Origin of the sequence: Paraburkholderia dipogonis, from assembly GCF_042680985.1 — a bacterium.
GTDB classification, from domain to species: domain Bacteria; phylum Pseudomonadota; class Gammaproteobacteria; order Burkholderiales; family Burkholderiaceae; genus Paraburkholderia; species Paraburkholderia phytofirmans.
The window spans coordinates 16148-31640 of record NZ_JBHUFR010000002.1; the positions used below are offsets into that span (position 1 = coordinate 16148).

The window sequence follows — 15493 nt, forward strand, 5'->3', positions numbered from 1 at the left end:
CGCGGCGCTTCAGGCGTGAACCGGGATGCCGCGCATCGCGGCAAGTGCGTCGAGTCGCGCTACTGCTTCGCCCACGATGCGGGCGATCAGGCTTTCGCACGATTCGAGCGCGCCGATTACCGCGGCCACCTGGCCGCTGGGCAACACGCCTTCGTCGGGCGCGCCGTCGACGATCGCGCGCTGGATCAGAAACGGCGCGTTGGCAGCCATCAGCGTCTGGCTCGCGGTGTAGTTGTGATCGCGTAACGCCTTGAGTCCGAGCGACGCCATTTGCGCCAAACTCATGCCGCTCTGGCGGCGCCATGCTTCGGCCGTCTTCAAGGCGAACAGCGTGCGGCGCAATGGACCGAAGGCTTCGAGCCGCAATAGATACGGGTTGTCGATCATGCGTTGCGGCAGGCCGTCGAGCGCGGCCGACACGCGAATGTGCGACGGGTCGTTCACCGCGACGTAACGTTCGAGCGTCGCGCGCGGCACCGGCGACTCTTCGGTCATCAGAAAGCGTGTGCCCATGGCGATACCGGATGCGCCGTAGCCGAGCGCGGCAGCGAGGCCGCGTCCGTCGAAGAAACCGCCTGCGGCGATCACCGGTACGTTCACCGCATCGAGCACGCGCGGCAGCACTAGCGTGGTCGGCATCGAGCCTGTGTGGCCGCCGCCTTCCGCGCCCTGCACCGTGACCGCGTCGGCGCCGAGTTCGACGGCCTTCTGCGCATGCTTCGGCGCGCCGACGGTGGGAATGCACATTACGCCCGCATCCTTGAAACGGCGGATCGTTTTCGCGTCGGGGCCGCGTCCGTAACTTACCGCGCGCAGCTTGTGACGAATCGCCAGATCGACGACCTGCGCCGCGTTCGGCTGGAACATATGGAAATTGATGCCGAAGGGCTGGCCGGTCAGTTCCTTCACGCGCAGAATCTCCGCTTCCACGCGGTCGGCTTCGAGCGTCGCGCCGGCGAGAAAACCGAAGCCGCCCGCATTGCAGGTGGCGGCCACGAGCCGCGCGTCGGCGACCCAACCCATCGCCGTTTGCACGATCGGATAGCGGCAGCCAAGCAGATCGCAGAGCGGCGTATGCAGGGCCGCGCTCATGCGGCTTCTCCATTTGCAGTGATATCCGCAGCGTTGGCGGGCGTTGAACGTTGCGAGTCCGCCATCTTGCGGGCGTCGTAGCCACCGAGCCGGTCGCCGCTGATCAGTTCGTTGTGTGCATGGGCAAAGTGATGCCATGCGAACGCGGCATCCATTGCGGCGCGCTTGCCTTGCAGCTCTTCGACGTGATTCACCGCCTGTTTGGTGAGCGCCAAGCCGAGCCTCGGCATGCGTGCGATCTTCGCGGCGATCTCCGTGACGGTGTCCTGCAAGCGCTCGCGCGGCACGACGCGGTTCACCATGCCCATCTGATAGGCGCGCGCCGCGTCCATCCGCTCGCCGAGAAACAGGAATTCCTTGGCGATGCGCGGATTCAGTTCATACGCATGCGCAAAATATTCGACGCCGGGAATACCCATGCGCACGACCGGATCGGAGAAGAAGGCGTCGTCGGACGCGACGATCAGATCGCAAACCCACGCCAGCATCAGCCCGCCGGCCACGCACGCGCCCTGCACCATCGCAATGGTCGGCTTGGGCAGATCGCGCCAGCGGCGGCACATGCCGAGATAGACCTCCTGCTCGCGGGCGTAGAGAAACTCGCCGCCGTCTTTGCCGACATGGTCGTACCAGAGCGATTGCCGCTCGAACGATCGATCGATGTCGCGGCCCGGCGTGCCAATGTCGTGGCCCGCCGAAAAATGCTTGCCGGCGCCGGCGAGCACGATGACTTTTACCGCGTCGTCGTTCGCTGCGCGTTTGAACGCCGCATCGAGCGCATACGTCATCTTCGAGTTCTGCGCGTTGTGGTACTCAGGGCGATTCATCATGATCGTCGCGATACCGTCGCTCACGCGATACTCGACGACCCGCTCTTCGGCTTTCGCTTCCGCCGTGGATACCTGGTTCGACATGACGTCCCTCACGCGCCGCGCGGCGCCGGATTGTTACGCACGACGCTCGCGCGCAGATTGTGCGGATCGAGCGCGCGTACGATGCGCAGATCGTTCTGGGCCGGCGGCGGCGTTACGTGCATGTCGGGATGCGCGAGCAGCGGAAAACCGGTCACGTCCTGCACTTCGTCGAAGCTCACGCCAGGATGCAGCGAGCGCACCCGCACCGCATGATCCGGGCCGCCAAAGTCCATCACGCACAGATCGGTGATGATGCTGCGCAGATCCGTGAACGCGCGCATGCCTGGAATTTCGCGCGCCGAGTTGTAGCCCACGCTGCATACCATGTCGACTTCACCAGCCACGAACGTCCGCTTGCCATGCCCGCTCACGAAAAACGAATTCGCGTGATTGATGCTGTTGCCCGGAAAACCACGCGCGCCGAGCAGTTGTGTTTTCGGCTTCGAATAGTCGTCACCGAGCCACGATATGTTGGCCTGGCCGAAGCGGTCGATCTGCGTGGGCATCACGAGTGCATGCCGTTTGCCATGCCACACGCAATCGAACACGCGCTCATAGGTCATCAGGCCCGATGCTTCGACGCGATAGCCCGCCTCGCGCTGCCCGAGCGGCACGGGGCTTTCGACCAGATAGGCTTCACCATCGGTGAGCATCAACCCGGCGTTGTACGCAAGGCGTGCAAGACCCGCTGCGAGGCGCGGACCGGTGCCGATGCCGGTCGCCAGCACTTCGCCGTCGTCGCGCCAGACGCGCGCCGCGGCCGTGATCATGAGTTCGGCGAGGGAATATTTCAGAGAGTCGCTCATCTGCGCTCCATTACAGAATCGGCAACGGCAGCGCCGCCACATGGGACCGGCCGCCCGCGCGTTGCAGATAGCCGGCTTCGTCGGTGCCTACCGTATCGTGCAGATAAGCCGTGGTTTGCGCTTCGCCTTCGGCGCTCGCGCAATACGTCTTCAGATACGGCAGATCCCAGCCATAAGCCGGCGCGCACGAGGTCGGGTGCGCGCCGCACGGCGCATGCACCACGCCAGTGACGAGCGAACGCTCGAAGGTGTTGCGGCGCGCAAGGTCGAGGTCGCTGCTCGCGAGCGAGTCCACGACCGTCTCACTGCTGACGAAACACTTCGCCGCAGCGCGAGCAAACCAGGCATCGAAAAACGGATCGGGGCCGTCGATGCGCGTATTGCCCATCCGGTCGGCCGCGTTCACGTGGAGCAGCGCGGCGTCGAGTTCAATGGCGGGCATCGCGAGCAGCGTCTCGCCGCCGTATGGCGATTCGACCGTGCGCAGATGCGGCGCATGCTTGAGCAGATCGGTACCGAGCCCGACGCGCGTGGGCAGAAACGGCAAGCGAGCGGCAGCGGCGCGCAGGCCGAGCTGCAACAGGCCTTCGTCGAGTTCCCATACATCGATTGCGCCGGTTTCGCGCGCCCGGCGGAAATGCGGCTCGAGCGGAATCACATCGAGCGACACGAAGCCGAACACTACCTTGCGCACTTTGCCCGCCGCGCAGAGCAGACCGACATCCGGGCCGCCATACGCGACCACCGTGAGGTCCTTCAGATCGGAGCGGACGATTTCGCGCACCAGCGCCATCGGTTTGCGCCGTGGACCCCAGCCGCCGATGCCGATCGTCATGCCGTCGGCGAGTTGCGCGACCACGTCGCGCGCGCTGAGTTGTTTATCGAGTGTTTTCATATCGGCCTAGCGAAACCCCACGCTAAAGTCATGTCCCCACAGGCTCACGCGCGTCGCTTCATAGACGCTGTGCTGCGCCCAGTCGACCGTCAGTCCGCCATAGCCGTATTCCATATCGAAGCCGCCCGGCGTCTTCATGTAAAACGACACCATGTGGTCGTTGCAATGGCGGCCGAGCGTCGCGGAGAGCTTCACGCCTTGTGCCGCGACACGGTCAAGCGCGCGGCCCACTTCGTCCATCGAGTCGACTTCGGCCATCACGTGAATGCAGCCGGACGGCACCGCCAGATCCATGATCGCGAGGCTGTGGTGACGCGCATTCTTGCAATGCAGAAAGTGAATGCGCTTTTCCGGCTCGGCGGGGTCGTCTGTAAAGCGGACGCGGAAGATGTCGGAAAGCTCGAAGCCCAGCACGTTGCGCAGGAACGCGTCGGTGGCGTCGAAGTGCGGCGCGGGCAGCACCGCGTGCCCGAGGCCCATTGCACCGGTCACGAAACCGGGCACGCCGAGCGGCGAAGCGAAGCGGCGGAAATCGGCGCGCACGCCCCAGAAAAACTCGTGACGGTTACCGGACGGATCGACGCACCACGCCATCGCCTGCACGCGGCGCAGTGCCGCTTCGTCGGCGCACGCGCGGACCGCTTCGACACCGTTCGCTTCGAGCGTGCGAATCGCGTGGTTGAACGCGTCAGCGTCGGCCAGTTCCCAGCCCGACGCGAAGTAGCGGTCGGTGTCGCCGGGCACGATCAGGTAGCGGAAATCGCGCTCATCCATCTTCAGATACAGCGCGCCGTTCGCTGCTTCCTGCGCCTGCATGCCCAGCACGTTTTCGGCGTAATCGCGCCATGTGTCGACCCTGGCCGACTGCACGACGACGTAGCCTAAAGCCCGCACCTCGATCATCTCCGACTCCTCCAGAAGCTGTTGTTGTCAGGCTTATTCTGGCGGTGCGCGACGCGCGCAACATCGTCTGTTGGGACTAGCTTGCAGCGGTGTTTTCGGCAGTTTTTTCGCTACCGTCGCCAGTGCTTGCGGCACCCTCGCGCAGGCGGTACTTGAGCACCTTGCCCGCCGCGCTGACAGGCAACTGATCGACCACCGTCAGATAGCGCGGCACCTTGTAGTTCGCCATGTTCTGGCGAGCCCACTCGGTCAATTCCCCGACGCTCGCGTGCGCGCCCGAGCGCAACACGATATAGGCGTGCCCCACTTCGCCGAGCCGCGCGTCCGGCACGCCGACCAGCGCCACCTGCGCGATCGACGGGTGCCCGCTGAAAAGCCGCTCGATCTCCGCCGGATAGCAATTGAATCCGCCGACGATGAACATGTCCTTGATACGATCGGTGATGCGCAGATAGCCGCGTTCGTCGAGCGTGCCGAGATCGCCGGTGTGCAGCCAGCCGTCGGCGTCGATCGTGTCGAGCGATGTTTCCGGCTGACCGAAGTAGCCCTGCATCACGTTGTAGCCGCGAACCAGCACTTCGCCGGTTTGGCCCGGCGCGAGCGCGCTGCCGTCGCTGTCCGCAATACGAATCTCGACACCCGGCATCGCGCGGCCCGAGGTGTGCGCGACAGTTTCGGCATCGTCGCCACGCCGGCACAGCGCGGCGAAGCCGCACGATTCCGTCAGACCGTAGCCGGTCAGCACCGTCTCGAAGCCGAGCTGCGCGCGCATGCGTTCGATGAGACTCGGCGCGATCGCCGCGGCCCCCGTCACCGCCACGCGCAGCGAGGACAGATCGCGCTCGGCGAGGCCCGGCATGTCGAGCAACGCGTGATACAGCGTCGGCGGCCCTGGCAACACGGAGACGCGGTCGCGTACGATGCGTTCGAGCACGCGTTCCGGGTTGAACACCAGATGCGGCAGCACGGTCGCGCCGCTCGCCAGCGCCGCGAGCCAGCCAGCCTTGTAGCCGAACGCATGGAAGAACGGATTGACGATCAGGTAGCGGTCGGCATCGCGCAGCGTCGCGATCTGCGCCCAGTCGTGGACCGCGCGCAGATTCTGGCCGTGCGTGGTCATGACGCCTTTCGGACGGCCCGTCGTGCCGGACGTGAACATGATGTCCATCAACGTGTCGGGACGCACTTGCGCTTCACGGCTGCGAAACGTCTCCATCGACGTGCCCGCTGCCCGCAGCAGGAACGCGTCCCACGTTTCGTCGCCACCCTGGGTCGTGCTTGCCGCCGGCAACGCCGCACCGTCGAACACGACAATGCGCGTGAGCGACGCCGGGCGATGCGCGGCCAGCATCGCCGGATACGATTCGCCAAGAAACGTGCCGCAGCAGAACAGCAGCCGCGCGCCGCTGTCCTCGAGAATCGCGCCGGCCTCCAGGCCTTTCATGCGCGTGTTGATCGGCACCAGTGCCGCGCCCGCGCTGTGAATCGCCAGCGCCGCGACGATCCACAGCGCGACATTCGGCGCCCAGATCGCGACGCGCTCGCCCGGCTCGATGCCGCACCCGATCAACGCGCGCGCCGCCGTGATCCGCGCGGCGTCAAGTTGCGCGTAGCTGAGATTGCCCTGTACCGTTTCGATCGCGATGCGCGTGCCGTAGCGCGCGGCGCCTCGCGCGATCAACGCGGGCGTCGTCAGAATGTGGTTCAGCGTCATGATGTATTCGATGAAGAGGGTTCGCGGCACGCGCAAGACGCGAAGGCCGCGCGTGCGCGCCGCGAACCTAGTCGGGGAAAGCCACGCGCAGCGTCGCGCTGGCGGCTGTGGCACTGCAGGCGAGCGTCCACCCCTCGGCGAGGTCGGCCTCGTCGAGCACGTGATTGGCGTTCAGCTTCACGCTGCCGTCGACGACCCGGCACATGCAGGCGCCGCATAAACCGTTGCGGCAGGAATTGGGCGCGGGGATATCGGCGCGCAGCATGGCGTCGAGCAGGGTTTCGCCGGGTTCGCTCACAACGTGGAAAGTCACGCCGTCGAGTACGGTTTCGATAGATGCGGAGGGGTCGGCTGGCGTGTCGGTTTCCGTACTGCTCTGCGCGCCGTGTCTGCTCCTGCCTTCAGGCTTTGTTTGGATATCGGCTTCACCAGTTTGCGTTGCCGCCGCGTTTTCTTGCGCGGCGGACTTCACCACGGCCGCCGGTAAATCAGGCAAGGAAGCAAACCTCTCCACATGTACTTTCGCGCGCGGCAAGCCCAACGCCAGCATCGCCGCCAACGCGTTCTCCATGAACAGCGCCGGTCCGCAGATAAAGCACTCCTGCATGCTCCAAGGCCGCGCCAGTTCTTCCAGATGACGCTGCTGCGGAATACCCTGCACGCTGTCGAGCCAGTGAATCACCCGCAAACGGCCCGCATGCCGCTGACCGAGTTGCCGCAATTCATCGGCGAAAATCACCGACTGTGCGTCGCGGTTCGCATAGATCAGCGTTAGCGTGCCGCGCCCGTTCACCAGCGCCGACTTCAGAATGGACAGCACCGGCGTGATGCCGCTGCCGCCCGCGAACAGGAGCAGATCGCCGTCGAGCGAGCGCGGCGTGAAAACGCCTGCCGGCGCCATCACGTCCAGTTCATCGCCAGGCTGGACGCTGTCGCACATCCAGTTCGACGCGCGTCCGTCGCGCACGCGCTTGATGGTGATCTTCGGCGCACGGTCGATACCCGGTGCGCTCGAAAGCGAATAGCAACGCTGCACGGTCGCGTCGGCGCACGGCACCTTGAGCGTGAGAAACTGCCCCGGGCGATAGCTGAACGCATCGCGCAATGTCTGCGGCAGATCGAACACGAACGAGCGCGCGTCGGCGCTCTCCGCGATCACGTCCGTCACTTTGAGCCGGTGAAAACGCGAATCGGCCATGGCGCGCGAACTCAGGCCACGCCCATGATCAACTGCGCGTTATCGATCCGGTACTCGCTGCCGTTGATAAAGCGCGATTCATCGGATGCAAGGAACAGCACCAGATTCGCAATGTCTTCCGGCAAGCACATGCGCGCATGCGGATCGACGGATTGCGTGAGCGCCTCGCGCGTTTCTTCGGCTGCGCCGAAGAACGGCGCGGTCATCGGCGTGAGAATGCCGTCGGGGTGGATCGTGTTGCATCGGACCTTGTACCCCTGCTGCTTGCAATGCGCGGCAATCGCGCGAGTGAGCGCCGTCACCGCGCCCTTGCTGGCCGAATACGCGCAGAACGCGCCGAGCCCGCCCAACGCCGCGACCGACGACATATTCACGATCGAGCCGCCTTTCTCCTTCATCGCCTTCACCGCCGCGCGGCAGCCGAGAAAATAGCCTTCGGCGTTGATGCGCAGTACGCGCTGCCATTGTTCGAGCGTGGTGTCCTCGATATTGCCGAGCAACAGCACGGCGGCATTGTTGACCAGCACGTCCGGGGTGCCGAAGCTGCTCTGCGCGGCGCCGAACACATCGTTCCAGCCCGCTTCAGATGTGATGTCATGACGCACGAAAAGCGCCGCATCGCCGATTTGCGCCGCTACTTCGCGGCCCGCTTCTTCGTTGACGTCGGTCAGCACGACACGTGCGCCTTCGCGAGCGAACAGCAGCGCATCCTGTTTGCCGACGCCGCTCGCGGCGCCCGTCACGATCACGATCTTGCCTTTGAGTCTGTCTCCCATCTTCATTCTCTCTCGTCAGTGTCAGTCAGTTTCAGTCAGGGAATGGGCGGCGTTCGCGAGAACCCCGCCCGCTGCGGCCCGGCCCGCCTGGCGGCCGGACCAGATACAGTCCGCAAGCGAAAGACCGCTCACGTAATGATTCGATGCGAGTCCGCACGCGGCGCGGCCGGCAGCGAACAAACCCTCGACCGGCTCGCCATCGGCGGACAGCACGGCGTTGCTTGTTTCCTCGACCCGCAAACCGCCGAGCGTGATGGACGGACACGGGAACACGCGGCTGTTGGCCGAGATATCGATTGCGTAATACGGGCCGTATGTGAGCGGCTGCAGCATCGCGGCGGATTTGCCGAACTCGCTGTCGCTGCCGTTCAGCGCGGCGGTGTTGTATCGGACGACGGTTCGCGCGAGCACTGCCGGATCGCAGCCGATGCGCGTAGCCAACTCCGCCAGCGAGTTGCCGCGCTTGCGGCCCGCCAGCATCAGCAGCAGCGCGGGCACGCTTTGAAATGCCCAGAGCCTGCCGCGCACGCACTCGTTGAGCGCCTGCTTGATGAGGCGCGCGTCCAGGATCAGCCAGGCGCGTCCTTCGCGGGTTTCGCACATCGCGTGGCCGAGTGCCGCGCCGTACACTTCCTCGTTGCAAAAGCGCTCGCCGTGGCGGTCCACGACGCAGCCTTGCGCCCATGCATAGGGCGGATTGATGAAGCGCCACGCGGACACGCGTTCGAGCCGCGTGGCCACACCGCCCGCCGACAGGCCGAGCCGGATGCCGCTGCCATCGCAGCCAGTGGTGCCGAGCCGCCAGTTCGGCAGATAACGCGGCGCGTGCTGCGCCAGCATCGGACGGTTGAAGATGAAGCCGCCTGTGCTCAGCACGACCGCATCGGCCTTGATCGTGATGAGGCGGCTCTCGCGCATTTCGATGCGATGCAGCGCGGCGCGCAAGCGGTCCGCCCACGCGGGCATGCCGTTGTGCAGACGTTCGGCCCAACGCGCGAGCCGCCGATGCGCACGTTGCGCGCGACCCGGCGCCACCTGCCAGACCTGCGCGCCGATCACGCGCCCTCCGCGATCGGTGACGAGCCGCCGGATGCTTGCGTGGCACAAGGTGTCGATGAACGGCTGCGCTTCAACGGCACGGCGCAGCGTGTCGTACAGCACACGTCCCGACATGCCGTCGCCGACTACACGGTGTCCGCGCGGCGCGGGCGTGTGTTCGCGCACGGCGTCGCCCACGGCCTCGTTGCCGGAGTAGTAGAGGTAGTAGCGATTCTGCGGATACGAGGTCTTGCGCGGTGGCACTGACGCGGCGAAGCGCACGCCGAACCGTTCGAGCCAGCGCAGCATATCGACGCTACCTTCGCAAAAGCGCGCGAGCGTCGCGGCGGATACCGCGTCGCCGATCTCCTGCTGCAGGTACGCGAACATCGCCTCCGGTGTGTCGTCGTAGCCTGCTTCGGTCTGATAGCGCGTGCCGCCGCCCGCATAAACCACGCCGCCGCTTTTGGCGCTCGCGCCGCCGCCCTCGAAGCGCTCGACGATACGCACCTTCGCGCCCGCAGCCGCTGCTTCCAGCGCGGCGCACGCACCCGCCGCGCCGAAGCCCGCGACCAGCACGCCGCAGACATCATCCCAGCGCATGCGCGCGGGATCGTCGACGACGAGCGGCGCATCCACCGGCGTCGCGAAGTCCTGTTGTGCGGACGATGAGTCGTGCATGTCGCGGCGCGCCTCGCTCAAGCCGTCACGCAGCGCGCGGGCGCCGTGGCGGTCGTGTAAACACCATCCACGTACACGAGCGGATCGACCTCGCCGCTGATCAGCACCTGTTCGACGCGGCCGATAAAGATCGCGTGCGTGCCATAGTCGAAGCGGCCATCCTGCGTGCAGATCAGACTGGCCTGCGCATCGAGCAGAAACGGCACGCCCTGCGCCGAGCTTTGCCAGTTGCCGGTGGTGAAGCGCTCCTCACCCTTCAGGCGGCCGCTGCAATCGATCGCGATATGCTGATGCTGCGCCGACAGCACGTTCACGCAGAATGGCATGCCCTGATCGAGCGGCGGAAAGATCGACGAGTTGCGGTTGATGCAGATCAGCAGCGAAGGCGGCTCGGTCGACAGCGAATCGACCGCGGTGGCCGACATCGAATAGCGCCGCTCGCCGTCGCTGCAACTGATGATGGCGACCGAGCGCGCGAGACGGCGCATCGCCAGCAACATGTCCGCGCGCAGCGGGTGAGAGTTGAGATCGGTCATGGTGTGACTCCGCGAAATTCGCTGGTTGAAGCACGGGCGCTGTCCGATGCAACGGGCTTGGCGTCGGCGAGATGATTGGCGTCGGCGAGATGATTGGCGGCGATGTAGCCGAAGGTCATCGCCGGGCCGAGTGTCGAGCCCGCGCCCGGATAGCTCACGCCCATCATCGAGGCGCTGGTGTTGCCGATCGCGTAGAGGCCGGCAATCGGCGAGCCGTCCTCGCGCAGCACGCGGGCCGACGCGTCAGTCAACAGCCCGCCCTTCGTTCCGATGTCGCCCGCGTCGATCCGCACCGCGTAGAACGGGCCGGTTTCGAGTGGCGCGAGACACGGGTTCGGTTTGACGCCCGGGTCGCCGTAGTAGATGTCGAACGCGTTGCCGCCTTTGCCGAATTCTTCGTCCACGCCACTCGCGGCATAGCGGTTCATCTTCGCCACTGTGTCGCGCAGGCCTTGCGCATCCACGCCGATTTGCGCGGCCAATGCATCTAGCGACTCTGCCTTGTAAAGCAGCGGACGAAACGGCGCGGGAATGCGCGAGTCGGGCATCATCGCGCCGGGCATAATCGGTCCGCACGGATACTGATGACGGAACCGCGCGTCGAACACCATCCACGCCGGCACGCTGGCGCCCGTCTGCGCATGGTCGCGGTACATCGCCGGGACGAACTCCGAATATGGCGCCGCTTCGTTGACGAAGCGCTTGCCGAGTCCGTTGACGACCACGCATCCGGGCAGATTGCGCTCCACGAACAGCGCGCGCTGCTTTTCCTCATGATCGACGTGCACGGTCGGCGCGCCCCAGACGTGCTCCATCAACGCGACACGGGCGCCAAGTTGCATGCCGGCGGCGATCGCGTCGCCCGTATTGTGCGGCGGCGTCGCGCTCCATTGCGCTTGCGTTGGACGCGGCAGAAAGCGCTCGCGCATCGCCTGATTCCGTTCGAAGCCGCCGGCCGCGAGGATCACGCCGCGCTTGGCTAGCACGCGCACGCGCTGGCCGCCGTATTCAACCTGCACGCCCGTCACGCGGCCGTCGGTTTCAAGCAGTTCACGCATGGGCGAGTTCAGCCACAACGGCACGTCGCGATCGAGCAAGGCGCGGCGCAAACCGCCCGCGAGCGCATTGCCGAGCGTAAGCCGCCGATCGCGCCGCGAGTGAAAACGCGCACGCCAATCGAACCAGTAGCGGCCGAATTGCCTCAACGCGAGGCCCATATAACCGGGCGCTTTCGACAACAGCACATGCGCTTCTTTCGACGTCACCGCCACGCGGCCGCCGATCAGCGTGCCCGGTGAAGGCAAGCGCAGCCGCGCGAATTCCGCGCCGAGCGACGCGCCATCCACCGGCAATGGATCGAGCGCGCGATAGCCCGGCATCGAGCCCGGCAGATGCTGAAAGTAGTCTGCGTATTTCGGCAACGACTCATAACGCACCGGCGTATTCGCTTCGACATAGCGCAGCATTTCCGGCGCGACGTCGAGGTACGCGTCCAGTCTGTCCGTTGCGGTCACGCCTTTCGTGCAGGCATCGAGATAGGTGCGCGCCGCTTCACGCGTGTCGGTTGCGCCGAGTTCGTCGATATGGTGATTGCACGGAATCCAGATACCCCCGCCCGACACCGCCGATGTACCGCCGTACACCTCGCTCTTTTCGATCACCACCGCGCTGAGGCCACGGTCAGCCGCGCGGCATGCGGCCAGCATGCCACCCGCGCCGGAGCCGACCACCACCACGTCGAACACCCGCGTCTGCTGCGATTGCTGTTCGCTCATGAGCGCATCCGTCAGATGAAGAAATCGGTGTTCGGACGTCCCAGCATCACGGCGCCGAGATTCTGACCAAAGCGGTCGACGTTGTTCGCGTAGTGCGCGCGCGCCGCATGCAGATCGAGAAAACGCCGCACCAGCGGATTGCGGTTGTAGATGCCGTTGCCGCCCGCGTAGCGCAACAGCGCGTTGGCCGCCTGCGCGCAACGCTCCGCGACCTGCGCCGATTGATAGCGAAACAGCACGCGTCGTTCGATCGACACTTCAGGGCCGCCGTTAGCGGCTGTCATCAGTTCGGCGAAATTACGCTTGAGCAATAGCTTCATTTCGTCGAGCGCAACCGACGCGTTGGCGCAGGCCGTTTGCGCGCCTGTATCGTCGGCCGTCTTCGCGCCGCTGTTGGCGCTCACGCGCGTGGCGGCGTACGCGGTGAAATCGTCGAGCGCGCCTTGCAATGCGCCGATGCAAGCCGTGCACACCGCGCGCACGAATATCTGTGCAAACGGCAGATGAAACAGCGGTGCGTCGTTGAGCGCGAGGCCGGGGCTCGTGCCCATCATCCCGTCGATGGCTTTATGCGTGCGGTAGTCCGGCACGAATGCGTCGTTCACCACGATGTCGTGGCTGCCGGTCGCGCGCAAGCCGAGCACGTCCCAATCCTGCTGGATCGTGTAGCTGCTCTTCGGCAGCAGAAAGGTGCGATATTCCGGCGGCTCGCCGTCTTTGGCCGGTGGCACCAGCGCGCCGAGAAAAACCCAGTCGCACAGTTCGCTGCCGCTCGAAAACTTCCAATGGCCCGACAGGCGGAAGCCGCCTGAAACCGGCGTCACACGTCCCACTGGCATATAGGTGGATGCAATCAGCGTGCTTTGATCCTTGCCCCACACATCTTCTTGCGCGCGTTCGTCGAACAACGCGAGCTGCCAGTTGTGCACACCGACCACGCCGTACACCCAGGCGCTCGACATGCAACCGCGCGCCACCGCCATCTGAATCTCGAAGAAAGTTTGCGGGTCGAGTTCGTAGCCGCCATAGCGTTTCGGCTGCAATACCTTGAACAGTCCGGCTGCCTGAAAATCGGCCACTGTTTCGGCGGGAATGCGCCCGTTAGCCTCGGCTTGCGCGGCGCGGCCGGCCAACACCGGCGCGAGCGCTTCGGCGCGGGCGATCAGTTCGGCGGCAAGGGCGTTCGAGTCGTTGTCGCGATGCACGGCTGTCTCCTAGGTCGACGCGAGAGGTTTCGCGCTTGTTCTGTTGGGTTCATCTTCGAGGCGCAGCGGCCGCGTCGCATCGTCTGAAGGGACTAGCGACGCGCCGGTTCAGACGTCAGCGCCGTTACGCCACGGCTTGCGCCTTCTGCTTGCCCGCCTTCACGCGGTTGAAATATGGAATCACGTGCTCGCCGATATTGCGGATCGTTTCGAGCTGCGCTTCCTGCGGCACAGTGCCCATCTGGCAAAGGAACAACACTTCGTCCACGCCCGCTTCCATCAAGCGGCCCACGTAGCCGATGCAGTCGTCCACCGTGCCGTACGCGTGGTTGGGGTTCATCATCGAAAGGGCCGGGTCGCTGAAATCCACCATCACCTCTTCCGAAGCGAAGCGCGAACGGATCACCATTTCGCCGGTATTGCCCTTCACGAGATCGTCGCCCCAACTCGACGGATCAGGACGCTCGCCGCCCGTGTACCAATACGCGAGCGACTCCATGAAATAGCGCTGCCCACGAATGCCGATCTTGCGCGCCTGCTGGCCATCGCTCATCACCACGGTCGGGCACAGCGCGGCCAGATGTTGGGTCGGACGAAAGCCGACCTGGTCCTCGGGCTTGCGCGTTGCCCAGGCTTCGCGATAGATCGCGTTCTTCTTCGCCACTTCATCCGGGCCGCCGAAACCGAGCACCAGTGCGCCGAGGCCGCGTTGTCCGGCGCGCAGCAGGCCGTCGTTGTTGGTGCACGCCATGTACATCGGCGGATGCGGGTCCTGGAACGGCTTTGGGTGAATCGGTCGCTTAGGAATCTTGATGTATTTGCCGTCGTGCTCGATCTCGTCCTGCACGAACATCTTCGGCACCAGGTACATGGATTCGTCGATCATCGGCTGCAGCTCGGCGAGGTCGTAGCCAAACGCGCCGGCTTCCTGCTGGCTGCCGCCCTTGCCGACGCCGAAATGCACGCGGCCGCCGGACAGGATGTCGAGCAGCGCGACGCGCTCCGCCACCTTGATCGGATGGTTCATCGCGGGCGGCAGGCAGATCACGCCGTGGCCGAGACCGATGCGGGTCGTGCGTCCCGCCAGATACGCGAGAAAGGTTTCCGGCGCGCTCATGTGCGCGTAGTTGGTCAGCGACGTGTGTTCGACGCACCATACGGTATCGAAACCCATCTGCTCGGCGAGGAGCGCCTGCTCGACGGTCTCCTTGAATACCCGGTGATCGCCTTCCCGCGAAGCGTCCGTGGTCTGGGCTTCGTAGATCAGAGAAAACTTCATTGCGTGCGTCTCCATGAATTTTGGACTGTGCTGAAACGGGCGGTCCGCCCGCGATCCGGCGATGAACCTCGCCAGGATCGTGACGGTCCACGCAATGGAGTTTCAGATCGCGCGTGCTTGCCGGCATCGTCTATTTGGATTAACGGCGTGTGCTTTGACGTAGACGCTTTGGTCGAAAGCGTTTCGCGCCGGTTTTTCGCATCCGGGCTAGTCCAATTGGACCTCGTGCGGCGCGCGTGCGTAGCGCACGATCGAATCGCTATGCAACGACGATGCAACGATGCTCAACCGATGGGAGTGCAATGCAATGAAGGCTTCGATGATGCTGTACCCGGTCGATACGATCGACGCGGCGCTGCCGCTCTTTGTCGACGGGTTGGGACTGGCGGTGCGATTCCGCGACGGCGAGCGCTATTGCGCGCTCGATGGCGGCGCACTGACGGTGGCGCTGGTGGCGGGCGAGGAAAGGATCGTCGAACGCGCGGCGCTGGTGTTTCGCGTGGACGAAAACGACGACCTGTATGCGGCAATGGCGCGCGTCGTGGCGGCCGGCGCTTCAGTGCGGGTGCCGGTGCAGCAAGGTCCGCACGAATGGCGCGCGGTGCTGGAGGACAGACACGGCGCGTTGCTGGTGTTGTCGCAGAAGCGCGTGGATTGATACGCGCTTGAGACATTGGAGCG

At 65.1% G+C, this 15493-nt stretch carries 14 protein-coding genes; 1 reads left to right on the forward strand and 13 read right to left on the reverse strand.

Annotated elements, in window-relative coordinates:
* Positions 1 to 9: 9 nt before the first annotated feature.
* From ACFSNN_RS02140 to ACFSNN_RS02200, 13 genes are all read right to left on the reverse strand, one after another.
* Positions 10 to 1092, reverse strand: a complete 1083-nt coding sequence (locus ACFSNN_RS02140) for an NAD(P)H-dependent flavin oxidoreductase (RefSeq protein WP_134463373.1) — start codon at positions 1090 to 1092, stop codon at positions 10 to 12.
* Entirely contained in the window at positions 1089 to 2006 is a 918-nt protein-coding gene (locus ACFSNN_RS02145; RefSeq protein ID WP_134463371.1) for an enoyl-CoA hydratase, read from the reverse strand. The genes ACFSNN_RS02140 and ACFSNN_RS02145 overlap by 4 nt, the downstream gene beginning before the upstream one ends.
* An 8-nt stretch (positions 2007 to 2014) precedes the next feature.
* Complete coding sequence (locus ACFSNN_RS02150; protein WP_134463369.1) at positions 2015 to 2812, reverse strand: CoA-transferase subunit beta; 798 nt, start codon at positions 2810 to 2812, stop codon at positions 2015 to 2017.
* Between the two features lie 10 nt (positions 2813 to 2822).
* Complete coding sequence (locus ACFSNN_RS02155) at positions 2823 to 3707, reverse strand: CoA transferase subunit A (protein WP_134463367.1); 885 nt, start codon at positions 3705 to 3707, stop codon at positions 2823 to 2825.
* Positions 3708 to 3713: 6 nt separating this feature from the next.
* Positions 3714 to 4610, reverse strand: a complete 897-nt coding sequence (locus tag ACFSNN_RS02160; RefSeq protein ID WP_134463365.1) for a VOC family protein — start codon at positions 4608 to 4610, stop codon at positions 3714 to 3716.
* A gap of 76 nt (positions 4611 to 4686) precedes the next feature.
* Positions 4687 to 6324: a FadD3 family acyl-CoA ligase gene (locus ACFSNN_RS02165; RefSeq protein WP_134463363.1), complete on the reverse strand. Its 1638-nt coding sequence runs from the start codon at positions 6322 to 6324 to the stop codon at positions 4687 to 4689.
* A 67-nt stretch (positions 6325 to 6391) separates the two neighbouring features.
* Positions 6392 to 7522: a ferredoxin--NADP reductase gene (locus tag ACFSNN_RS02170; RefSeq protein WP_134463361.1), complete on the reverse strand. Its 1131-nt coding sequence runs from the start codon at positions 7520 to 7522 to the stop codon at positions 6392 to 6394.
* 11 nt (positions 7523 to 7533) lie between these two features.
* A complete protein-coding gene (locus ACFSNN_RS02175; RefSeq protein WP_208949621.1) occupies positions 7534 to 8298 on the reverse strand; it encodes a glucose 1-dehydrogenase in 765 nt (254 codons plus the stop codon).
* 21 nt (positions 8299 to 8319) lie between these two features.
* Positions 8320 to 10017, reverse strand: coding sequence for an FAD-binding protein (locus tag ACFSNN_RS02180; RefSeq protein ID WP_134463357.1), 1698 nt, complete (start codon positions 10015 to 10017; stop codon positions 8320 to 8322).
* A 17-nt stretch (positions 10018 to 10034) separates the two neighbouring features.
* Positions 10035 to 10553 carry a flavin reductase family protein gene (locus ACFSNN_RS02185; RefSeq protein ID WP_134463355.1) on the reverse strand — a complete coding sequence of 173 codons (519 nt, stop codon included), beginning with the start codon at positions 10551 to 10553 and terminating at the stop codon, positions 10035 to 10037.
* Positions 10550 to 12328, reverse strand: coding sequence for an FAD-dependent oxidoreductase (locus ACFSNN_RS02190; RefSeq protein ID WP_134463353.1), 1779 nt, complete (start codon positions 12326 to 12328; stop codon positions 10550 to 10552). The genes ACFSNN_RS02185 and ACFSNN_RS02190 overlap by 4 nt, the downstream gene beginning before the upstream one ends.
* An 11-nt stretch (positions 12329 to 12339) precedes the next feature.
* Positions 12340 to 13533 (reverse strand): flavin-dependent monooxygenase, encoded by a 1194-nt coding sequence (locus ACFSNN_RS02195; protein WP_134463347.1) that lies wholly within the window; start codon positions 13531 to 13533, stop codon positions 12340 to 12342.
* A 124-nt stretch (positions 13534 to 13657) separates the two neighbouring features.
* A complete protein-coding gene (locus ACFSNN_RS02200; protein WP_134463345.1) occupies positions 13658 to 14812 on the reverse strand; it encodes an LLM class flavin-dependent oxidoreductase in 1155 nt (384 codons plus the stop codon).
* A 307-nt stretch (positions 14813 to 15119) separates the two neighbouring features.
* Here ACFSNN_RS02200 and ACFSNN_RS02205 point away from each other — a divergent pair, with 307 nt between their 5' ends.
* Positions 15120 to 15470 carry a VOC family protein gene (locus tag ACFSNN_RS02205; protein ID WP_134463343.1) on the forward strand — a complete coding sequence of 117 codons (351 nt, stop codon included), beginning with the start codon at positions 15120 to 15122 and terminating at the stop codon, positions 15468 to 15470.
* Positions 15471 to 15493 lie beyond the last annotated feature (23 nt).